The sequence below is a fragment of the Rathayibacter sp. CAU 1779 genome, assembly GCF_054551755.1.
In genome coordinates this window covers 117,688-139,379 of record NZ_JBTOLK010000003.1, presented here as the reverse complement: position 1 = coordinate 139,379, position 21,692 = coordinate 117,688, and the positions used below count along the sequence as shown (strand labels likewise).

Genomic DNA, 21,692 nt, shown 5'->3' with positions numbered 1-21,692 from the left:
GAATCTTTGCGAGGGACGTCTCTCTGCCATATAGTGGCTGTATATATACGAACGTAACGTGAGAGTCATGACAGAGCAGACGGCATCCATCCCGACCTTCGGTGGACACTCATCCCGCACCCACCGCTCGTTGCAGGGCATCGACCACGGCTACGTCGAGCGGCCGACTCGGCCCGCCCGGCAGGAGACGTTCTCGCTGTGGAAGTGGTTCTCCGCCGAGCTCGAGCACAACGGACGCAACGCATCCCGCGACAGCGACCGCGGGTACCGCGACCTGCAGGCCGCCCGCGACCGTGCAGAGTGGTGAGCGTTCGGCCACTCGGTCGAGCACGTCGGGACGGCGAGCCGGACTGAGCAGATCGGCCGGTCCGCTCAGTCCGGCAGGGAGACTCCATCCGGCCCCGCCACCACGAGTCCGTCGGTGATGAGACCGGAGAGCGCGCGATCCCGCTGCTCGGCATCCGGCCAGAGAGGCTCGAGCTCATCGGACGACAGCGGCCTGTGACCCGCGCCGAGAGCCCTCAGGAGGATGCCGCGCACCTGCCTGTCGCTTCCCTCGTACTTCTTCTGCACGGCGCGTCTCGCACCCAGGTACGCCGGCGCACCCGCGGCACGCCACGCGCACAGCCCGGCGACGAGGCACACATCGCACCGCGGTGATCGCGCCGTGCACACCACGGCTCCGAGCTCCATCGCCGCCGCGTTGAACACGCGGGCCTCCGACGGATCGGCAGGGAGCACGGCATCCATCGCCGCGAGATCGCGGCGCGCGTTCGGCGGAGCAGGCTCGCCCTGACCGTCGACGCAGCGGGCCAGCACGCGGCGCACATTCGTGTCGACGACGGGATGCCGCTCGCCGTACGCGAAGGCGGCGACGGCCCTCGCGGTGTAGTCGCCGATGCCGGGCAGCGCCAGCAGCGCGTCGACATCCCTGGGGACGGCACCCCCGTGGCGCTCGGTGATGGCGACTGCGCAGGCATGCAGGCGGAGCGCGCGACGCGGATAGCCGAGGCCGGCCCAGGCACGGATCGCCTCCGACTGCGGCGTCGCGGCGAGGTCTGCGGGTGTCGGCCATCGATCGAGCCATTCCCTGAGCCGCGGGATCACGCGCACGACGGGCGTCTGCTGCAGCATCACCTCGCTGACGAGGATGCCCCACGCGCCGAACCCGGGCCGCCGCCAGGGGAGATCGCGCGCTTCGAGCCGGAACCAGGCGTTGAGGGTGCCGGCGAGCTCCGCTGCGGTGGTCTCCTCGCTCGCCGTCTGCATCGTTCCAGCGTACGGAGATCTGTGGGCCGGCGCCGACGCCGGCCCGACACTTTAGGCTTGCGGCATGCAGCTGGTGACCACTCCGCGCACCGCGTTCCTGCGCGACCTCCGTGCCGAGATCGTGCACAACTATCCGGCCGGACGGGTCGTCATCGCCGTCGACGGAGCAGAGGGATCCGGAACCGCGGAGTTCGCGGACGACCTGGCCGCCGTCTACCGCGAGGCCGGCACCGACACGGCGCGGGCATCCATGCGCGATTTCCATCTGCCACGGGCTACCAGGCACGAGCACGGGCGTGCGGATCCCGGCGACTACTACGAGCGGTCCTTCGACTACGCCACGCTGCGTCGGGTGCTGATCGACCCGTTCCGGCTCGGCGGATCGACCGGCTTCCAGACGCGTGCGTTCGACGTCATGCGTGATGCGCCCGTCGTCTCCGAGTGGCAGACCGGTCCTGCCGACATCGCGCTCATCGTGGACGGGCCGTTCCTGCTGCGTCCGGAGGTGAGGGGCGCCTGGCACTTCTCGGTGCTCCTGGACGTGCCACTCGCGGAGGCCTACGCGCGTCTCGCCGCGAGCCAGGGCAGGGATCCGGATCCGGACGCGCAATCGAACGCGCGCTACGTCGGCGGCTGGAGGCGCTACGGCGCTCAGGTGGAGCCGCAGTACCTCGCCTCCGCGGTGGTGGATGCCGCCGACCCGGAGCATCCGCGCCGCGAGTTCCCGGACACCGGCTGCGCCTGCTTCTGACGCCCTCCCGTCTCGGGGCGGACGCGGGCCGCGGGGTTCGTGCGCTCAGCGCAACGGGAGCGCGGCTGCCTCTTCCCGGCTCAGATACGAGCCGGTCGATTCCAGCCGGTGCATGGCATCCACGATCGCGGCGTTCACGGGCGCGCTGCGCCCGATCGCCTCTGCCGCTCGCACGACGGCGCCATTGAGGTAGTCGATCTCTGTTGTGCGTCCGCGGCGCCGGCTCTGCAGCGTGGATCCGAGGTTCGGCACCACGCCCATGCGGCGGGCCATCAGCGAGGGGAGGGCGCGCGCGGCGCCGAGCGGGAGCGACGAGAAGACCCGCAGCAGCGGGTCGCTCAGGCCTTGAACGTCCGCGTAGCGCACCCCGGAGGCGAACCCGATGCGCACTGTCTCGCGCATGGACGCGGTCACCACGCGCCCGAGCGCCCGGTCGCGGATCGTCTCCTGCACGCTCAGGCCGGTGAGCGCCGGCATCGCGTTCACCATGTTCACGACGAGCTTCGACCACTGCGCACCCAGGAAGTTGCGGGTCGCCACGGTGGGCATCACCGTGGCGAGGAGCGCGGCGGCCCGGCGGGCGGCATCCGTGGGCTCTCCTGGGCCATCGCCGAGGTACGTGCTGCCGGTTGCCGTGACGGTGACGTGACCAGGCTCGACGTACTGCGACGCGTAGAGCGCGAGTCCGCCGACGAGCTCCGAGTCGGGCAGGATGCCGGTTGCCGTCTCGAGCGCGTCGAGTCCGTTCTGCACGATCACGACCGTGATGCCGCGCAGGAGCTCGGCGTTCTCGTGCAGGGCGGATGCCGCGTCCTGCGCCTTCGTGCACACGAATGCGAGCTCCGGCGCGGCCTCGAGCTGCTCAGACGCCTCGACGTGAGCGGTGTGGTCACCCCACGCACCGTCGAACCGGAGTCCGTCGTCGCGGATGGCCGCCAGCCCGTCGCCTCTGGCAGTGACCGCGACGTCGTGTCCGGCTCGGTCCAGGAGTGCGGCGATCGTGCCGCCGATGGCTCCGGCTCCGATGATCCCGATCCGCATCCGGTCAGCTTAGGGCGAGTGGGCGCCGCTCCCGCGCGGCTGTGGCAGAGGCAGACACGGAGGCGGAGGCCGACGGGACGCGGAGCCGGATGAAGGGCGGGATGCGGATGCCCGTGCCGCCCGCGCGAAGCGGTCGGCACGGGCATCCGCATCCGAGGTCAGCCGATGGATGCGCCGGCGGCGACCTCGTCGAGATCCTCGGCTTCCGTGGTGAGGTCCGCTGCGGTCCCGGTGGGCTCGGCGTGTCGCTCCGGGCGTCCGACGGGCAGGAACAGGGCGATCACGGCGGCGCCGGCCAGCACCGAAGCTCCCACGATGACGGAGGGGATGGCCGCACTCACGTAACCGGTCGGGGTGAGGGTTCCGCCCGCGCCGATGAACACGGCCGTGAGCACAGCCACGCCGAGCGCGACGCCGACCTCGCGCAGCGTGGCGTTCGTGCCAGAGGCCTTCGCGTGATCCTTCTCGGTGAACCCGGTGAGGACGGCGGTGGAGCTCGGCGCGAAGACCAGACCCATGCCGATGCCGGCGAGCAGGAACGGCGCCACCATGGCGGAGAAGGGTTCGTCGGGCGCGAGAATCGCTGCGACCCAGAACATCGCGACGGCCTGGAAGACGAGTCCGACGACGATCGGCAGCCGCGTGCCGAAGCGGGGCACGATCAGGGCGCCCGTGAGCGGGGCAACGACCATCGGAGCGAGGGTCCACGGCATGGTCATGAGCCCTGCCTCCAGTGCGGTGTGACCCTGCACCACCTGGAGGAACTGGATGAGGATGAAGACCGCTCCGAAAATCCCGAAGCTGAACGTGACGCCGACGAGGTTCGCGACCGAGAAGCTCCGGTTGCGGAACAGGCGAAGCGGCAGAAGCGGGGCGGTCGCCCTGGTCTCCCACCACAGGAATCCGAGCAGCAGGATGCCGCCGCCGATGAGTGCCGCCAGCACCTCGCCGCTGTCCCAGCCCGCGTCGTTGCCGCGGACGATGCCGAACACGACGGCGAAGACGCCGACGCCGACGAGCACCACACCCAGCACGTCGGCCCGCAGGCGGGCGCCGAACGAGTTCGGCAGTGCCAGGAGCGCGAGGGGGAACGCGACGATCCCGACGGGCACGTTGATCCAGAAGATCGCCTGCCAGTTCCAGCCCTGCACGATCGCCCCGCCGATCAGCGGTCCGAGGGCGACGCCGAGGCCGGAGATCCCGCCCCAGATGCCGATCGCGGCGGGACGGATCCGCTCGCTCACCGACCCGGCGAGGAGCGTGAGCGACAGGGGCATGACGGCGGCGGCTCCCGCGCCCTGGATGGCACGGAACAGGATAAGCTCGCCCGGCGACGTGGCCAGTGCAGCTGCCGCGCTCGCCAGCGTGAAGATGCCGAGGCCCGTGACGAAGACGGTGCGCCTGCCGAATCGGTCGCCGAGCGCGACGGCGAGCAGGATGAACGTCGCGAACGAGAGGCTGTAGGCGTTCACGACCCACTGCAGCTCCTCGATCGAGGCCTTCAGGTCCATGCCGATTCGCGGCAGTGCATTCGTGACGACCAGGTTGTCGAGCGTGGCCATGAACATCGGCAAGGATGCCGCCAGGATGGCGAGCCAGGTCGGCACCCGCCTGCGCGGTGCCGCCGCGATCTCTGCGGTCATGATTCAGTCCCTCTCGTCAGGGGTGGTAAGTGGATAAGTGAGGTAATCGAATGATTACAAGATGGACAGTAGTAATCGACTGATAACATGTCAAGCATGAGCAACGAATCCGACCGCGTCACCGATGCCGCGCTCGAGTCCGACCAGCCGAGCGAAGCACCTGCCAAGCAGGAAAGAGTGCCGTCTGCGGTGCGGCGCGAGCAGATCCTCGAGGCCGCGAGCCACGTCTTCGGCGAACGCGGCTACGTCGGCGCGACCACCGATCAGGTCGCCAAGGCGGCGGGCATCAGCCAGCCGTATGTCGTGCGCATGTTCGGATCCAAGGAGAACCTGTTCGGGGCGGTGCTGGATCGCGCGCTCGACAAGCTGATCGAGGCCTTCCGCGGTGTCCTCGCCGACCTCGACGACCTCGACGATCGCGCCGTGGTGACCGCACGCCTCGGTGCGGCGTACGCCGATCTCATCAGCGACCGCGGCATCCTGCTCTCCCTCATGCAGGGCTTCATCTCCGGGCACGATGCCGTGATCGGAGCGAAGGCGCGCGGCGGATTCCTCGCCATCTACCAGCTGCTGCGCGACGAAGCCGGCATGGAGCCGGATGAGATCGTGAACTTCCTCGCCCACGGCATGCTGTTCAACACCCTGATCGCCATGCACATGGTTGACGAGTTCGGGTCGGACGACCCGTGCGTCGGCGAGTTGCTCACGCACACGTTCCGCACCAAGCTTGACGTCGTGGTGAACACGGTGACCGGTATCTCCGCTTCGGAAGCGCACGCTGCTGCGATGGCGTCGCACGCGCGGGCGACCGCGTGACGGCGCCGAACGGCATCCTCGTCGTCGACAAACCGGGGGAGTGGACCAGCCACGACGTCGTGGCGCGAGTGCGTCGACTGGCCGGAACCCGCAAGGTCGGTCACGCAGGCACGCTCGACCCGATGGCAACCGGCGTGCTGATCCTCGGGCTCGGGCCCTCGACACGTCTGCTCACCTACATCGTGGGCGCCGACAAGGAGTATCTGGCGACTGTCCGCCTCGGGGCCTCGACGACGACGGACGACGCGGAGGGCGAGAACCTCGGCTGGGCTCCTGCGGGTCGAGTGAAGGCGATCACCCCCGAACGACTCGCGGCTGCCGTCGCGCACCTCACCGGCGAGATCGACCAGGTGCCCTCGAGCGTGTCGGCCATCAAGGTCGACGGCAAGCGCGCGTACGCGAAGGTCCGCGCCGGCGAAGAGGTCGAGCTGAGGGCCAGGCGCGTCACGGTCTCGGAGTTCGAGGTGCTCGGCACGCGTGAGGTTTCCCTCGGCGACGCCGTCGCGCTCGACGTCGACGTGCGCGTCGTGTGCTCGTCCGGCACGTACGTGCGGGCGCTCGCCCGCGACCTCGGTGTCGCGCTGCTCACCGGCGGTCATCTGACGGCGTTGCGGCGCACGCGCGTCGGGCCGTTCGCCGTGACGGATGCGCGCCCCCTCGAGAACCTCGACGTCGCCTCTGCACTCATCGCGCCGGCCGACGCGGCATCCGCTCTCTTCCCCGTGCTCGCGCTCAGCTCCGAGCAGGCGACGGACCTCGGTCACGGAAAGCGGATCGCCGTGGACGCACCGGACGCGGAGACGGCGGCCGCCGTCGCTCCCGACGGCCGGCTGGTGGGGCTCGCCGCCGTGCGCAAGGGGTCGGTCAGCACGATCGTGAACTTCCCCGAACAGGAGACGCGTTGATCGAATGGTTCACGGCCGTGCAGGTCGTCGTCGCCGTGCTGGCCGGTCTGCTGTGCCTGGTCGTCGGATTCATCGGCAGGCCGCCGAACGACGTCACCCTGGGAGCGACTGCGCTCGTCGAGGTGCTGCTCGTCGCACAACTCGTGGTCACGATCGTGGCGCCGCTCGTCGGCAACCCTCCGACCGGATCCCTTGCCGAGTTCTACATCTACCTGATCTCCGCGTTGCTGCTCCCGCTCGCCGGCGGTTTCTGGGCGCTCATCGAGCGGTCGCGTTGGAGCACCGTCGTGCTCGGCGTGGTCGGTCTCGCGATCGCCGTCATGCTCTACCGGATGGGGCAGATCTGGTTCGTGCAGGGGACGCCCTGACGCGTGGCAGTGGGGACGTTCCGGTGATCCTCCGGCATGATGACCGGCCATGACGTCGCCGGATGCCCCGCCGCGGGCCGACGCTCGGCGTCCACCCTGGATAATGGAAGGCGATGTCTGAGAACACCCCCGCGCGCCCCGCTGCCAGTGCCTCCGGCGCGTCAGCAGCCCGTCCCACCCGACGCATGACAGGGGTCGGCCGCGTCCTGGTCGTCGTGTACGGCATCCTCGCGCTCGCCGCCACCGGCCGCAGCGTCTTCCAGATCATCGACCACTTCCAGGCCGCACCCGTTGCCTTCACGCTCTCGGCGTTCTCCGCCCTGGTCTACATCGTCGCGACGATCGCGCTCATCGCCCCGGGCCGCGTGTGGTACCGCGTGGCGTGGATCACCATCTCGATCGAGCTCGCCGGCGTGCTGATCATCGGCACGCTGAGCACGTTCGTGCCGGCCGCCATCGGTATGAGTGCGATCGATCCCTTCGGTCAGGACTCCACGGTGTGGTCCGTCTACGGTGCCGGCTACCTGTTCATCCCACTCGTGCTACCGGTGCTCGGGATGCTCTGGCTCGCGAAGCACAGACCGGCTCCCGTCTCCGACACTCCCTCGACCACGGCGGAGGCGTCCGCGCCCGCGGGCTCCGCCCCCCTGGCATGAGCGCCGGCATGCAGGTCTTCCGCTCCATCGAGGACATCCCGGACGACTTCGGCCCGAGTGCTGTCACGGTCGGCAAGTTCGACGGCGTGCACCTCGGCCACCGCGCCGTGATCGGCAGGCTGCTCGCCGTCGCGCACGCCCAACGCCTGGCATCGGTGGTCGTCACCTTCGACCGCAACCCGATGTCGATCGTCGCCCCCGATCGGTGCCCGGAAGATCTGGTGAGCCTGGAACAGAAGCTCGAGCTGTTGGAGCACACCGGCATCGACGCGGTGCTGGTGCTGACGTTCGACCGCGAGTTGTCGCAGGTTCCCGCCGAGGACTTCGTGCAGCGCTTCCTCGTGTCGAAACTGCACACGAAGACCATGCTCGTCGGCAGCGACTTCCGTTACGGCGCGAAGGCCGCGGGCGATGTCGCCCTGCTGCGCGAGCTCGGGACGCGAGACGGCTACGAGGTGCAGCTCATCGACGACGTGCGTCCCGACGGCCACGACCGGGTCTCGTCGACCTGGATCCGGAGTCTCCTGGCCGAAGGCGACGTGGCGTACGCCGGGATGCTGCTCGGACATCCGCCGACCGTGCGGGGCATCGTGGTGCACGGTGCGCAGCGCGGGCGCGAGCTCGGGTTCCCGACGGCCAACCTGTCGCCGCAGTGCGAGGGCCTGATCCCGGCGGACGGCGTGTACGCGGGGTGGCTGGTCGACGGCGGGGTGCGGCATCCGGCGGCCATCTCGGTGGGCAACAACCCGACGTTCGAGGGCGTTCCGCAGCGGCAGGTCGAGGCGTACGTGATCGGTGAGGAGATCGATCTCTACGACCACGTCGTCGACGTCGAGTTCGCACAGCGCATCCGCGGCATGGTCGCCTTCTCGGGCATCGAGCCGCTCATCCAGCAGATGCGCGCCGACGTGGACGAGGCATCGCGGCTGCTCGCGGAGTCGTAGGCTCCCGCGTTGGCCGGTGCCGACGAGCGTCGCGAAGCACGAGGCTCTCGGCCCGAGACGCGCTGAACGCGGTGCGCGGTGTCAGGCGCCCGCGCGGGCAGGGAGCGGGTTGCGCCCGAAGAGGAACAGCACGATCCCCCTGGCAGTGCCCTCGATGATGGGGCCGCGTCCGACGGCCCATCCGGCGTCGGCCGCGTACAGCGTGTGCCTGCCGGCGACGGCACGACGGACGCCGGAGCCGAGCAGCATCCCTCGCAGGGCGATGAGTCGCGTCGCCTCTGGATCCACGTCGATCGGAACGCCAAGCGGCTGCACGATGTCGTAGCTGTGCACGACCGCCTCGACCAGGTCGTTCAGGCCGGTGCGTCCGATGCCCGCCAGCCTGAGCGCTGCGATGTGACGAAGGCGACGCACGAGTTCCTCCGGACTGGATGCCTCGCCCTCCTGCCTGCTGACCGCATCCGTGAGCGCGCTTGGACTGGGGCCCGACAGCGTGAGCAGCGGCAGCGCCGTTCGCACCATCTCGGAGTACGAGCTGCCGAGCCGCCAGACGATGTGACCCGTCGCATCACGCACGGTCCAACGATCGCAGAGCGTCGCCGCACCCCACTCGTCGGGTTGCAGGCCCTCCAGCGCGGCGGCCAGCTGAACCAGGGTCTGCGCGATCTGCTCTCCGAAGTCTCGTTGCATGGCATCCCTTCGCCCGCGGTCCATCATGGCACGGTGGGTGCCGGGCGGACCGGGACCGTACGCTGGTGTCATGTCGGCGCAGCGTCGGCGGAACGAGACTCGAGGAGGAGTTCGGCGTGAGCTCAGGGCGACCGACGGCATCCGAGGGCACATCCGCGAACGGTGCTGCGTCCGGCGGGAATCGCACGATCGCGCCGATCGTGCTCGGACCCAATCGGCCGGCCGAGCGGCCGTATCGGGGAGGCGCCGGCATCCTGCGGTTTCGCGGCATCCGAGCGAGCGACGAATCGGGCGAAGACGCGGGTGCTGACCGGATGCCCGAGGATTTCGTCGCCTCGGCGACCGAAGTCTTCGCCGGCGGCGGGGTCGGACTCACGGTGCTGCCGGACGGCACGAGATTGCGCGATGCGTTCGCCGGGCATCCGCTCGACTATTTCGGTGAGGAGCACGTCGCGGCCTTCGGCGCGGATCCGATGCTGCTCGTCAAGCTGCTGAACACGGCGGAGCGGCTGTTCGTTCACTTCCATCCGTCGACCGAGTTCGCGCGGAGCACGCTCGCCAGAGCGTCCGGCAAGACGGAGGCGTGGATCATCGTCGACACGGACGGCGAGGGCTACGCGCACCTCGGCTTCCGACGGCGCGTTGACGAGGCGGAGCTTCTCGACTGGTTCGAGCGGCAGGATGTCGACGCCATGCTGGCCGCGATGAACCGGGTCGAACTGGCTCCGGGCGACACACTGTACGTGCCCGCCGGGGTGCCGCACTCGATCGGCCCTGGCATCACGCTCGTGGAGCTGCAGCAGCCCGTCGACCTGTCGATCCTGGTGGAGTACGACGGATTTCCCGGCCTTGATCGCGAGATGGCGCTGCTCGGGCTCGAACCCGAGGTGGCGTTCTCCGACCTCGACCGTGAGCCGCTGAGCGAGGAGACGCTTGCCCGATTGGCATCCTGGCGACCGGTGTTCGCCGACGGCGACGCCCAGCTGACGGCGTTGTTCCCGCCCGATGCGGACGCCCTCTTCCGTGCGGATCGCATCGAGGTGGACGGCGCGTATCCGCTGCCCGCAGAGTTCGCCGTGCTCGTGGTGACCGACGGCGAAGGGGAACTGGGATGGGCCGGACAGGCCGTGTCGCTCGCACCGGGTCAGACCATCCTCGTTCCCCACGGTGCCGGCGCGACCGTGCTGCGTGGCGCGCTCGGCGTTCTGCGGTGCCGGCCACCGCATCCGGAAGTGCATTCGTCGTCGGGCGAGCGCTGAGCGTCAGCACGAGAGCGAGCATGAGCATCGCGCTGGGCCGGCTGAGCGGGCTGAGGCTGCCACGACGGGCACGGTGATTCGCGGATCCGTCATCTGAGCGCCGCAAGGTTCGCTGAGCCGGGGTTCAGCCGTTCGGCGATGCGGATCGCGGATCCGATGCCGCTCTCATGCGAGTCGACATCCTCGACGTACGAGCCCGCGAACCACAGTCCGCCCAGTCCCTGCAGTGCGGGCAGCACGGACTGCGATCGATAGTAACCGGGCGTCAACCGGGGGTGATGGAATTCGAACTCGGCGTGCAGGAGCGAAGGCCGCCGGTCGCTGAACGTCGCCCAGCTCTTGAAGTAGGCGAACTCGCCACTGTGCCGGCACCAGATCGTGGCCTCGCAGTTCGGGCCGTCGTGCCGGGCGTTGTACACCGACCAGTTGGACTTCTTGCGGGGCATCCAGGACGTGTCGGAGTGCACCAGGATGCGCGTGGACGCGTACGGAAATCCGGCGAGCACGTCGCGAAGCCGGTCGGCGCCGGGAAGCGCACCGAGGAGGGCGAGCGCTTCGAAGGCGGGCGTGGCCACTACGACGGCGTCGAACTCGTGCTGTACACCGGAGGCCTCGGTGAGCTGCCACTGCCCACGGCTTCGCTGCAGGGGTCGCAGCTCGACACCGCGACGAATGGTCGTCGTCTGCAGCCGATCCAGCAGGGGCTGCACATAGGCGTCGACACCACCGGTGAGTTCTTGCAGGCCGAACGGTCGCAACGCCCCCTCCTGCTGCACGTGCACCGGATACCTGAGCGCGGCGCGTGCCGAGAACGCCTTCACCTCGGCGATCGGCACACCGCTGACCGCGGCCATCCAGGGATAGACGACTTCGTCCTTGACGAACCGGGAGACCGGTTGCGGCTCGAGGAACTCGTCGAGCGTTGTCGTCCAGTCGTCGGCGTCGTCGAGGACGCGCGCGGCTCTGGTGATGCTGCGAACGGCGAGCATCCGTCGCAGACCGAGGGGATCGAGCACCGGTGAGACGCGCAGCGGTGACACGGTTGGAGTGACGAAGACGTCGCGGTGGAGGCCGGTCGAACCGACCGTCACCGACGCCGGTGCCGGCTCGCGGGCCACGCGCAGCAGTTCCAGCAGACGGATGAAGCGCGGGTACATGGCGGGAGCGATGTAACCGAACGCAGGGTTGACGAAGGCGCGCCGCCCTTCATGGCTGAAGCGATGCGTACGGGCATGGCCGCCCAGGAGATCGCTGCGCTCGAAAAGGGTGACCTCGTGCGCTGAGTCGAGCAGGAGTGCCGAGGCGAGTCCGGCAATACCCGCACCGACGATCGCGATCCTCATGATGGAACATCTATTCCGTTCCCCTCGCCGATGCCAGCCCCCGTCCGCGGGCGACGTCGCACCGGCATCCCTTTCGATAAGCCCATGCGTCCAGGCCGGCTCCGGCTCGTGCGACGGCGTCACGTTCCGAGCGGCAGGGCCGACACCCGAACGCGGACGACTGCAGTCTGAAACACTGGGGTGTGACCCACCCGAACACCGCGCAGCCGCAACGTCCTGGTCCGCTCTGGGCGGGGCGCACCCTCGCGCTCCTCGGAATCCTGCTCGTCGCCGCGAACCTCAGGGCAGCCGTCACCGCGCTGTCGCCGATCTTCGACGAGATCACCCACGACGTTCCGTTCGGAGCGGCGGGGATCGGCCTGCTCGGTGCGCTGCCGCCGATCTGCTTCGCCGTGTTCGGGCTGGTCGCGCCGCTCTTCACGCGGAAGACGAGCCTCGAGGTCATCATCACCGCCGCACTCGTTGCGATCGTCGCCGGCGACGTCGTCCGCGGCCTCTCGGTCTCCTTCTGGATGCTCGTGGCCGGAAGCGTGCTCACCTTCGCCGGCATGGCGGTCGGCAACGTGCTCTTGCCGCCGCTGGTCAAGCGGTACTTCCCCGACCGCATCGGTCTGATGACCTCGCTGTACGCCACCGTTCTCGCCGTCAGCACGCTCGTTCCGCCGCTGCTCGCCGTCCCGGTCGCCGACTCCGTCGGCTGGCGGTACTCGGTCGGGATGTGGGCTCTGCTGGGCGTGTTTGCGGTCGTTCCGTGGCTGGCGATCCTCCTGCGCCGACCGGACGCGCGACACGTCGACGCCGACGTCGAGGAGCCGGGCAAGGCCGCGATGGGGAGAGTGTGGCACGCGCCATTGGCGTGGGCGATGGCCGTCACATTCGCGACATCGTCGCTGAACGCATACGCCCTGTTCGCGTGGCTTCCCGAGCTTCTGCGCGACACTGCGGGCACGGATGCAGCACAGTCCGGCGCGCTGCTGTCGTTGTATGCCGGAATCGGCATACCCGCGAGTCTGCTGATTCCGACGTTGGCGAGCCGTCTGAGAAACGTCGCGTGGCTGATCTACCTGGGAGCGGCGTTCTTCATCGTCGGATATCTCGGCCTCATCCTGCTGCCGGGCACCGCGACCTGGCTCTGGGTGGTTTTCGCGGGGCTCGGTCCGCTTCTGTTCCCGCTCTGCCTCGTACTCATCAACCTGCGCACGCGCACCCACGAGGGCGCCGTCGCCCTGAGCGGATTCGTGCAGGGACTCGGATACGTGCTCGGCGCGCTCGGGCCGCTGCTCGTCGGGGTGCTGCACGACGCGACGGGCGGATGGCTGTGGCCGCTTCTCTTCCTGCTCCTCACGGCGGTCGGCGTGGTCTTCGCGGGTGCTGTGATCGCCCGGCCGGGCATGCTCGAGGATCACGTCGCAGCCAGGGCCTCCCGCGTCCCACGGTGAATGTTGGGTGACGGCTCGGTTCGCCAGGCGACGTCGAGCATCGTCGCGCCCGCACCGCGTGTTTGACTGAGCCGGTGAGGACCGTCGCGTGAGCGCAGCCGAACCGGAGAAGGCCGATGCCCTCCGACTCGTGCGGGGCCGTGTCGGCGCGACGCGTCTGCTCGTCATCCGGCACGGCCGTCCGTACCTCGACGAGCGGATCGGCTGCCCGCACGACGCCCTCTTCTGGATGTTCTCGGCCGGCAAGCCGTTCATCGCCGTGCTCGTGCACAAGCTGGCGGAATCCGGACTGATCGACCTGGACGCCCCCGTCGCGCACTACTGGCCGGAGTTCGCGCAAAACGGCAAGGGATTCGTCACGATCCGCAGGGTGCTTCAGCACCGCTCGGGCATGGCCGTCGCGACGTCGAGCGTGGGCGACGCCCTCGCCATGACGCAGTGGGAGCGCAGCGTCCGCCGCATCGCGCACGCGAGGCTGCGCTGGCCGGTGGGCGCAGTCCCCGCGTATCAATACCTCGCGTTCGGCTTCATCCTTGGTGAGGTTGTGCAGCGGGTCACGCGGATGCCCATGGCCGACGCGTTGCGGATCCACCTTCTGGCGCCGCTCGGCCTCCGCGACACGTACCTCGGCGTTCCGCCGCAGGAGCTGTCCCGCTGCGTGCCCATCCGCGGAACGACCACCGTCGGACGCGTCGCCGCGATCGACCTCAACCGGCGGAGCCTGCGTCAGGCGGTCATCCCGGCGGCCGGGATCTCCAGCACGGCCGAGGACGTCGCCCGGTTCTACAGCATGCTCCTGGCCGGAGGCGAGATCGACGGCGTGCGCATCCTCTCCCAGACCACGATCACCCGGATGCTTCGCCCCTCCAGCAACGGTGAGCTCGACCGCTACGCCAAGGCGCCGGTGCGCTGGTCGGAGGGGTTCCAGCTCGGCGGAGCACGCCACGAGGCCGGATTCATCAGCCCGCTCGGCGAGCTGAGCAGCAAGCAGGCGTTCGGGCACAACGGCAGCAATTGCTGCGTCGCCTGGGCGGATCCCACCCGCGGGCTCGTGTTCGTGCACCTCACCAACCGCCTCGGCGAGGGACTCGACGCGATCGGTCACCACTCGGCCGTCGCCGACGCGGTGATCGCCTCATGCGACGCCACGGATGTTGCGGCGGACATCGGTGCAGACGGCTGACGGATCGCGCGGGGAGGGCGAGGCCATGGGACACCGAGCCGATCGCGCTGAGGGTCTCGTCTCGGCGGCGTCGGCTCGGCGCCGTCGCTCCGCTGGTGGGAACGGGTTTCTCTGCTGGTCGGACAGCTGGTCGGAACAGCTCGTCGCCGCGGCTGGATGTTCGAGCAGGGCGATCAGCGCGAGCGAGTCAGACCGGGTCGGTTCGCAGCGGACGGGTTCAGAGCGGCGGGAGCAGTTCCGCGCGATGCACGAGCGCTGCCGCGCCGATGAGCGGCCCCTCGCCGGACAGCCCGGACGGCACGACCCGCACCTTGCGGACGAACCCGAAGTAGTGCGACGCGATCGTTGCATTGATGACGTCGAAGAGGTCGGGAGTCGCCTGCGAGAACCCGCCGCCGATGGCCACCAGTTCCAGGTCGAGGAGTGCCGTGGCGCTGGAGATCGCCTGCCCGACCGCACGGCCGGTGCGCTCGATGGCCTCGCGTGCGATCGGATCGCCCGCCGCGTAGGCCGCGGCCAGCGTCTCGCCCGTCTCTCCCGCGAACCCGCGTCGGCGCGCCCACGCGACGGTGTGCGGACCGCTCGCGATGGCCTCCAGCGACGTCGCCTTGCCGAACGTGTCCTCGCCCTGGAAGTCGGCTACCTCGACGTGGCCGATGTGACCGGCGTTTCCCGTCGGCCCGGTGATCACCCGTCCGCCGACGATGAGGCCGCCGCCGATGCCGGTGGAGATCACCATGCCCATTACGTTGTCGACGCCCTGCGCCGCCCCCACCCAGTGCTCGGCCATCGTGATGGCGACGCCGTCCATCTCCAGCGTCACCGATGCGTCGACGCCCTCGTCGGCCAGCACGGAGGCCGCGAAAGACCGGAGATCGTAGTCGCGCCAGTTCGGCACGTTGAGCGGTGAGACCAGCCCGCGGGCGCGGTCGATCGGCCCGGCGCATCCGATGCCGACGCCCGCGACGGGTCGCCCGTCGATGGCGTCAAGCGCCGAGGTCATGACCTCGCGCACGGAGGTCTCAAGCTCGGCGCTGGTGGCGTGTCGTCCGGTGGGGGCGCGGTGTCGCGATCCCTCGATCACCTCGCCGTCAGAGGTGACGAGGGCTGACTCGACTTTGGTGCCGCCGAAGTCGACGGCGAGAGCGAGGGGCATGGTCATGCGTCAAGGCTAGGGGAGCGCCGAGCACGTTGTGAGCGCGCACCGAACTCCACGTTTCGCCGTTCGTGTACCGTCGGGCGGGAAGCGCGGTGTGCTGGTGAGCACCCGCCGCAGCAGACCGGCGGAGACTCAGTCGCGGGCGACCAGTGCGAGGGACGGAATCCGTCCGCGTCGCCTCACCGCCAGCCGCAGGTGCGACCGGCGCATCATCAGGAGTCCGACGACGATCGCCGTCGTCAACGGCACGAGTCCGGAGACCGCGAGTCCCCACGCGGGCCCGTACTGCTCGACGATCCATCCCATCACGGGGCCGCCGAGTGCCTGTCCGCCGAGTTGCACGAGGATGTACAGCGCCATCACCCGCCCGCGAATGCCGAGGTTCGTCGACATCTGCACCAGCGAGTTCGCACTCGTGAGGAACAGCAGGCTCGCCGCACCGCTGGCCATCATGAGCACGGCGAACACGACCATGTCGGGGGCGAGCGCAGCGGATGCCTGAACCACCCCGAGCACGGCGGCCCCGCCGATGACGAGCCGCAGGCTCACGCCCATGCGTCGTGTCGAGAGCACGGCGCCGGTGAGGGCTCCGACGGCGACCAAGGCGTTGAAGAATCCGTAGCCGGCAGAGCCCACCTTGTAGACGTCGTTCGCGTAGGCGGCCAGCAGCACGGGCATCGTGTAGGCGAACATCGCCACGGCGCCCAGGATGATGATCGTGAAGAGGATGGACGGTTTCTGAGCCGCGTAGTGCAGACCTTCGGCGAGCTGTCCCTTGCCCCGGGCCGCGACAGGCGTGTGCAGGAGTTCCTTCGTGTTCATCATGCCGAGGGCGCCGACCACGACGAGGCACGCGAACGAGTTGATGACGAACGCCCACCCGCTGCCGACGGCGGAGATGGCGATGCCGCCGACGGCCGGTCCGATCAGCGCACCGAGCTGGAACGTCGAGGAGTTGAGGCTGATCGCGTTGCGGAGGAGCCGCGGCCCCACGATCTCGTTGACGAACACCTGACGCGCCGGGTTGTCAACAACGGTGACGAATCCGCCGACGAATGCGAGCGCCCAGATGTGCCACACCTGCACCGTGCCGGTGAGGATGAGCACGGCGAGGATCGCCGCGAGCAGAGCCGCGGTGGACTGCGTGAGCATGAGCAGCATCCGCTTCGAGTAGCGATCGGCGATGACGCCGCCCAGCAGACCGAAGATGAGCATCGGCGCGAACTGCATCGCGACGGTGACTCCGACCGCCGTCACGCTGCCCGACAGCTGCAGCACGAGCCAGTCCTGCGCGACGCGCTGCATGCCGAGTGCCGTCGTGGCGACCACCTGCGCGCCGGCGTACAGCCGGTAGTTCGGAACGGTCAGCGACGAGAACGTGTCGCGCCACGGCGGGCGGCGTTCGAGTACGGGTACGGGTGCGGTGAGAAGTGTGTCGACGGAAGATGGCGCAGGAGCGGTCACGATGGCTTTTCGAGTAAGTGGCTGATCGAACGTGTATTTCAACGCTAAACTTCGGCCGACTATTCCGCGAACTAATCGGAGCTATAACTACTATTGCGTTCGCGAATATATAATCCGAGCATGTTCGATCCGGACCTTCTCGCCACCTTCCTCGCCGTCGCCGAGACGGGCAGCTTCACCAGGGCCGCCGAACGGCTCGGCCTGAGCCAGCCGACCGTGAGCCAACACGTCGCGCGCCTGGAACGGGCAGCGGGCCGCACGCTCGTCGACCGGGACACCCGGCAGGTGCGACTGACCGACAACGGGGATGCCATGGCCGGCTTCGCCCGCAGCATCCTCGCAGCGCACGCGGCCGCCGACAGCTACTTCACGGGCACCGCGATGCGTGGACGCCTGCGCTTCGGTGCAGCGGACGATCTCGCCATCACGCAGCTGCCGAGCATTCTGCGGGACTTCCGGCAGGCGTATCCCCAGATCAATCTCGAGCTCACCGTCAGCCAGTCCGCGCCGCTCTACCGACGCCTGAAGGCAGGGCAGCTCGACCTCATCTTCATCAAGCAGATGGCGGGATCGCCCGACGGCGATCGGGTGAGCACCGACGACCTGGTCTGGATGGGGCTCGACAAGACGAACCTGGGACCGAACGACCCGGTGCCGCTCATCGCATATCAGGATCCGAGCATCAGCAAGCAGATGGCGATCGACGCGCTCGAGGCTGCCGGTCGTGTCTGGCGCATCACCTGCAACACGCGAGAGGTCAACGGCGTGCTCGCCGCGGTTCGCGCAGGACTGGGCGTCGCGCCCTTCCCGCGCACGATCATCCCGAACGACCTGGTCAAGGTCACGAACCGGCTCGGGCTGCCGGAGCTCGGTCAGGTGGAATTCAGCCTGCTGTCGAACCCCCGCGCGGCCGCGGAGCCGATCGCGGCGCTCACCCGAGCGATCATGGGCCGCACGCTGCACTGAGTGGCGGAGCCGACTCATCCATCCACCGGTCCCGCGACACCCTCGCGTGACCCGTGCCTAGCTCCGGATGCTCCACCCTGGCGGAGTGTGCAGAAAATGCTCTTCACGAGACGGGCAAGGGTGTTCTGCACACTCGAGGGATCTCGCTCACGGTTTCACGTTGTGCTCGGATGAGCACAGGATGCCGTGCGCATTGCTCATAAGTGGGGCGCGTTCGTATCCTGGAAGGGCTATGAACTCCTCAGACGAACTGCTCGCCGTGCGGGCCGCAGAGCTGTATTACGACGAGGGACGCACGCAGGACGAGATCGGTGCCGCGCTGCACATCACGCGCTGGAAGGTCGGTCGCCTGCTCGCTCAGGCACGTGCAGCCGGCATTGTGCGCATCGAGATCGTGCATCCGCGTGCCCGCCGCGTGCTCGCCGAGCAGGCGGTGAAGAAGCGCTACGGACTGCACGACATCGTCGTCGCGTCCTCGGCCGGTGTCTCCTCGCCGGAAGAACTGCAGCGCCGTGTCGCACAGGCCGCCGCCGACTATCTCGCGGCGATGCGCCCGGCACCGCAGACGCTCGGCGTGAGCTGGGGTCGCACCATGCACGACGTGGCTGCATGCCTGCCGCGCGGATGGGCTCACGGTGTCGGCGTCGTGCAGATCAACGGCGGCCTGAGCCTCACCAAGTACGGGGACACCGCGTCGGCGACTGCGCTCGTGATAGCCCAGAAGGCGGCCGGATCCGCTCACGTGCTGCCGATCCCGGCCATCCTGGAACACACGGCGACCAAGCGCAGCATCGAGCGGGACCGCGCCATTGCCGGAGTCCTCGACCGGGCGGCCCACGCCGAGGCGTACCTGTTCAGCGCCGGCGTCGCCGGTGCGGACTCCGCGCTGGTGCACAGTGGATACCTCACGCCAGCCGAGGTCGACGCCCTGGTCTGCAAGGGGGCGGTGGGCGACGTGATCGGCCGCTTCGTCGGCGCAGACGGCAAGCCCGTCGACGCGGAGCTGGACTCTCGAACTGTTGGCCTCTCTCTTGACCGAATCAAGGCGGCCAAGACGGCGATCGCGGTCGTCGCTGGCGAGGGAAAGCACGAGGTGGCGAGGGCACTGGTCACCAACGGGCTGTGCACCGTGCTCATCACGGACGACCAGACGGCAGCGGCTCTGCTCGACGAGTCCGCCACCTCGAGCCCGGCCCTCGGGAAGGCATCATGACCCTCGACCTCGCCCGCACGGTCGTGGGCACCGAGCTGAGCGAGCGCAGTCTGCGCGGGTTCGTCCTCGGGCTGCCAGGAGTGGATGCCGTCGGCCTCGAACAGCGCGCCGCCGGCCTCGCAACGCGGTCCATCAAGACGACGTCGAAGAAGCGGGCGCTGGATACGATCGTGTCGCTCATCGACCTCACCACGCTCGAGGGGGCGGACACCCCAGGCAAAGTGCGATCCCTTGCGGCCAAGGCGGTGCTGCCGGATCCGTCGGATCCGACGTGCCCGCGCGTCGCGGCCGTGTGCGTGTACGGCGACCTCGTGCCCGTCGCCGTCGAGGCGCTCGGTGCCGCGCACGTGGCATCCGGCGGCACCGTCTCCGTCGCGGCGGTCGCGACGGCCTTCCCCAGCGGGCGGGCATCTCTGAACGTGAAGCTGGCCGACACCGCCGATGCGGTCGCCGGCGGTGCCGACGAGATCGACATGGTCATCGACCGCGGAGCGTTCCTCTCGGGGCGCTTCGGCGAGGTCTTCGACGAGATCGTCGCCGTGAAGGAGGCCTGTCGCAGACCGGACGGAACAAGCGCACACCTCAAGGTGATCCTCGAGACGGGCGAGCTCGCCACCTACGACAACGTGCGCCGGGCATCCTGGCTGGCCATCCTGGCCGGAGCGGATTTCATCAAGACGTCCACCGGAAAGGTGTCGCCGGCCGCGACGCTGCCGGTGACGCTGCTCATGCTCGAAGTAGTGCGGGACTGGCATCGCCTCACCGGCGAACTGGTCGGGGTCAAGCCGGCCGGTGGCATCCGCTCCTCGAAGGACGCTGTCCGCTACCTCGTCACGGTCGCCGAGACCGCCGGTGAACGTTGGCTCGACCCGCACCTGTTCCGTTTCGGCGCCTCCAGCCTCCTCAACGACGTGCTGCTGCAACGCCAGAAGCTGGCGACCGGTCACTACTCCGGTGCCGACTACGTGACCATCGACTAGTGCGCTTTCCCTCGTGAGAAACCCACTGACCGATGCCTTCCTTTTAGCCCGACTGGAGCCTCGATGACCTTCCTCGATTACGCGCCGGCTCCCGAGTCGCGCGCCATCCTCCACCTCAAGCCCTCCTACGGACTCTTCATCGACGGCGAATTCGTCGACGGGCACGGCGAGGCCTTCCGCACGATCTCGCCGGCCTCGGAGGAGACGATCGCGGAGATCTCCACCGCCGACGATCACGATGTCGACCTCGCGGTGCATGCCGCACGGAGTGCGTATGAGCGGGTCTGGTCGAAGCTGAGCGGCGCCGATCGGGGCAAGTATCTGTTCCGGATCGCGCGTCTGGTGCAGGAGCGGGCTCGGGAGCTCGCCGTGGCGGAGAGTCTCGACAACGGCAAGCCGATCAAGGAGAGCCGCGACGTGGACGTTCCGCTCGTCGCCGCCTGGTTCTTCTACTACGCGGGCTGGGCCGACAAGCTGGACTACGCCGGTCTCGGGCCGTCGCCGCGCGCACTGGGCGTCGCGGGGCAGGTCATCCCGTGGAACTTCCCGCTGCTCATGCTGGCGTGGAAGATCGCCCCGGCGCTCGCCGCGGGCAACACGGTCGTTCTGAAGCCGGCGGAGACCACGCCGCTGACGGCCCTGCTCTTCGCCGAGATCGTGCAGCAGGCCGGTCTTCCGGCCGGCGTGGTGAACATCGTGACGGGCGCGGGGGAGACGGGCCGCGCCGTCGTGAACCATCCGGACGTCGACAAGGTCGCGTTCACCGGATCGACGGCCGTCGGCCGCGAGATCGCGCGGTCGATCGCCGGAACGGGCAAGAAGGTCACGCTGGAGCTCGGCGGCAAGGCCGCGAACATCGTCTTCGACGATGCTCCGATCGACCAGGCGATCGAAGGCATCATCAACGGCATCTTCTTCAACCAGGGACACGTCTGCTGTGCCGGGTCCCGCCTGCTCGTCCAGGAGAGCGTGCACGACGAGGTGGTCGACAGGCTGAAGACCCGACTCGGAACGCTGAGGCTCGGCGATCCGCTCGACAAGAACACCGACATCGGCGCGATCAACTCCGCTGAACAGCTGCAGCGCATCCGTGAGCTGAGCGACATCGGCGAGGCGGAGGGCGCCGAGCGCTGGACGGCGGACTGCGCCATCCCCGACAACGGATTCTGGTTCGCACCGACCATCTTCGACAACGTGTCCACCTCCAGCCGCATCGCACGCGAGGAGATCTTCGGCCCCGTGCTGTCGGTGCTCACGTTCCGCACGCCGGACGAGGCCATTGCGAAGGCGAACAACACGCCCTACGGACTCTCCGCCGGCATCTGGACGGACAAGGGCAGCCGCATCCTTGCCGTCGCCGACCGCCTGCGCGCCGGCGTCGTGTGGGCGAACACGTTCAACAGGTTCGACCCGGCATCGCCGTTCGGTGGCTACAAGGAGTCGGGGTACGGGCGTGAGGGCGGTCGACACGGGCTTGCCGCCTATTTGAAGCAGGCGTCATCCGCGCCTCGTGCAACGACCGCGGCCGAGGCGGCGAACTCGTCGAGAGCGGTGGCCTCCTCCGGGGCGAAGGCCGCTGTCGGGTCGGCAGCCGCCGTGACGA

At 69.0% G+C, this 21,692-nt stretch carries 20 protein-coding genes and 1 pseudogene; 14 read left to right on the top strand and 7 right to left on the bottom strand.

Annotated elements, in window-relative coordinates:
• The first annotated feature begins 67 nt into the window (after window positions 1-67).
• The gene (locus tag ACX9R5_RS14830) at window positions 68-307 is read left to right on the top strand and encodes a hypothetical protein (protein ID WP_459409816.1); all 240 of its coding nucleotides are present in this window, start codon (window positions 68-70) and stop codon (window positions 305-307) included.
• Between the two features lie 65 nt (window positions 308-372).
• On the opposite strand, the gene ACX9R5_RS14825 is transcribed toward ACX9R5_RS14830, so the two are convergent.
• Entirely contained in the window at window positions 373-1,269 is an 897-nt protein-coding gene (locus ACX9R5_RS14825) for an HhH-GPD family protein (RefSeq protein ID WP_459409815.1), read from the bottom strand.
• Between the two features lie 64 nt (window positions 1,270-1,333).
• Here ACX9R5_RS14825 and ACX9R5_RS14820 point away from each other — a divergent pair, with 64 nt between their 5' ends.
• Window positions 1,334-2,020: a nucleoside/nucleotide kinase family protein gene (locus tag ACX9R5_RS14820; RefSeq protein ID WP_459409814.1), complete on the top strand. Its 687-nt coding sequence runs from the start codon at window positions 1,334-1,336 to the stop codon at window positions 2,018-2,020.
• A 45-nt stretch (window positions 2,021-2,065) separates the two neighbouring features.
• On the opposite strand, the gene ACX9R5_RS14815 is transcribed toward ACX9R5_RS14820, so the two are convergent.
• Complete coding sequence (locus ACX9R5_RS14815; RefSeq protein WP_459409813.1) at window positions 2,066-3,061, bottom strand: ketopantoate reductase family protein; 996 nt, start codon at window positions 3,059-3,061, stop codon at window positions 2,066-2,068.
• Between the two features lie 158 nt (window positions 3,062-3,219).
• Window positions 3,220-4,704, bottom strand: coding sequence for an MFS transporter (locus ACX9R5_RS14810; protein ID WP_459409812.1), 1,485 nt, complete (start codon window positions 4,702-4,704; stop codon window positions 3,220-3,222).
• A 96-nt stretch (window positions 4,705-4,800) separates the two neighbouring features.
• Here ACX9R5_RS14810 and ACX9R5_RS14805 point away from each other — a divergent pair, with 96 nt between their 5' ends.
• From ACX9R5_RS14805 to ACX9R5_RS14785, 5 genes are all read left to right on the top strand, one after another.
• A complete protein-coding gene (locus ACX9R5_RS14805) occupies window positions 4,801-5,520 on the top strand; it encodes a TetR/AcrR family transcriptional regulator (protein WP_459409811.1) in 720 nt (239 codons plus the stop codon).
• A complete protein-coding gene (truB, locus tag ACX9R5_RS14800) occupies window positions 5,517-6,425 on the top strand; it encodes a tRNA pseudouridine(55) synthase TruB (protein ID WP_459409810.1) in 909 nt (302 codons plus the stop codon). Before ACX9R5_RS14805 ends, truB begins: the two co-directional genes overlap by 4 nt.
• Window positions 6,422-6,793: a hypothetical protein gene (locus ACX9R5_RS14795; protein WP_459409809.1), complete on the top strand. Its 372-nt coding sequence runs from the start codon at window positions 6,422-6,424 to the stop codon at window positions 6,791-6,793. The genes truB and ACX9R5_RS14795 overlap by 4 nt, the downstream gene beginning before the upstream one ends.
• 113 nt (window positions 6,794-6,906) lie before the next feature.
• Window positions 6,907-7,449 (top strand): hypothetical protein, encoded by a 543-nt coding sequence (locus ACX9R5_RS14790; protein WP_459409808.1) that lies wholly within the window; start codon window positions 6,907-6,909, stop codon window positions 7,447-7,449.
• 8 nt (window positions 7,450-7,457) lie between these two features.
• Window positions 7,458-8,393 (top strand): bifunctional riboflavin kinase/FAD synthetase, encoded by a 936-nt coding sequence (locus ACX9R5_RS14785; RefSeq protein ID WP_459409807.1) that lies wholly within the window; start codon window positions 7,458-7,460, stop codon window positions 8,391-8,393.
• A gap of 81 nt (window positions 8,394-8,474) precedes the next feature.
• Here the strand turns inward: ACX9R5_RS14785 and ACX9R5_RS14780 are convergent, their stop codons facing one another.
• On the bottom strand, window positions 8,475-9,083 hold the full coding sequence (locus ACX9R5_RS14780) for a maleylpyruvate isomerase family mycothiol-dependent enzyme (protein WP_459409806.1): 609 nt from the start codon (window positions 9,081-9,083) through the stop codon (window positions 8,475-8,477).
• Between the two features lie 116 nt (window positions 9,084-9,199).
• Between ACX9R5_RS14780 and ACX9R5_RS14775 the strand changes: the two genes are divergently transcribed.
• The gene (locus tag ACX9R5_RS14775; protein WP_459409805.1) at window positions 9,200-10,342 is read left to right on the top strand and encodes a class I mannose-6-phosphate isomerase; all 1,143 of its coding nucleotides are present in this window, start codon (window positions 9,200-9,202) and stop codon (window positions 10,340-10,342) included.
• 89 nt (window positions 10,343-10,431) lie between these two features.
• Here ACX9R5_RS14775 and ACX9R5_RS14770 read toward each other — a convergent pair whose 3' ends face one another.
• On the bottom strand, window positions 10,432-11,685 hold the full coding sequence (locus ACX9R5_RS14770) for an FAD-dependent oxidoreductase (protein ID WP_459409804.1): 1,254 nt from the start codon (window positions 11,683-11,685) through the stop codon (window positions 10,432-10,434).
• A 182-nt stretch (window positions 11,686-11,867) separates the two neighbouring features.
• On the opposite strand from ACX9R5_RS14770, the gene ACX9R5_RS14765 reads away from it, so the two are divergent.
• Window positions 11,868-13,124: a CynX/NimT family MFS transporter gene (locus tag ACX9R5_RS14765; protein WP_459409803.1), complete on the top strand. Its 1,257-nt coding sequence runs from the start codon at window positions 11,868-11,870 to the stop codon at window positions 13,122-13,124.
• Between the two features lie 88 nt (window positions 13,125-13,212).
• Window positions 13,213-14,307, top strand: coding sequence for a serine hydrolase domain-containing protein (locus ACX9R5_RS14760; protein WP_459409802.1), 1,095 nt, complete (start codon window positions 13,213-13,215; stop codon window positions 14,305-14,307).
• Between the two features lie 217 nt (window positions 14,308-14,524).
• Here the strand turns inward: ACX9R5_RS14760 and ACX9R5_RS14755 are convergent, their stop codons facing one another.
• The gene (locus ACX9R5_RS14755) at window positions 14,525-15,469 is read right to left on the bottom strand and encodes an ROK family protein (RefSeq protein ID WP_459409801.1); all 945 of its coding nucleotides are present in this window, start codon (window positions 15,467-15,469) and stop codon (window positions 14,525-14,527) included.
• Between the two features lie 129 nt (window positions 15,470-15,598).
• Window positions 15,599-16,930 carry an MFS transporter gene (locus tag ACX9R5_RS14750; RefSeq protein WP_459409800.1) on the bottom strand — a complete coding sequence of 444 codons (1,332 nt, stop codon included), beginning with the start codon at window positions 16,928-16,930 and terminating at the stop codon, window positions 15,599-15,601.
• A gap of 120 nt (window positions 16,931-17,050) precedes the next feature.
• Between ACX9R5_RS14750 and ACX9R5_RS14745 the strand changes: the two genes are divergently transcribed.
• From ACX9R5_RS14745 to ACX9R5_RS14730, 4 genes and pseudogenes are all read left to right on the top strand, one after another.
• Entirely contained in the window at window positions 17,051-17,896 is an 846-nt protein-coding gene (locus ACX9R5_RS14745; RefSeq protein ID WP_459409799.1) for a LysR family transcriptional regulator, read from the top strand.
• A 232-nt stretch (window positions 17,897-18,128) separates the two neighbouring features.
• Window positions 18,129-19,109 (top strand): sugar-binding transcriptional regulator, encoded by a 981-nt coding sequence (locus ACX9R5_RS14740; protein WP_459409798.1) that lies wholly within the window; start codon window positions 18,129-18,131, stop codon window positions 19,107-19,109.
• Window positions 19,106-20,089, top strand: coding sequence for a deoxyribose-phosphate aldolase (gene deoC / locus ACX9R5_RS14735; RefSeq protein WP_459409797.1), 984 nt, complete (start codon window positions 19,106-19,108; stop codon window positions 20,087-20,089). The genes ACX9R5_RS14740 and deoC overlap by 4 nt, the downstream gene beginning before the upstream one ends.
• A 63-nt stretch (window positions 20,090-20,152) precedes the next feature.
• A pseudogene (locus ACX9R5_RS14730) lies at window positions 20,153-21,610 on the top strand (aldehyde dehydrogenase family protein); the annotation flags it as partial.
• Window positions 21,611-21,692: the final 82 nt, after the last annotated feature.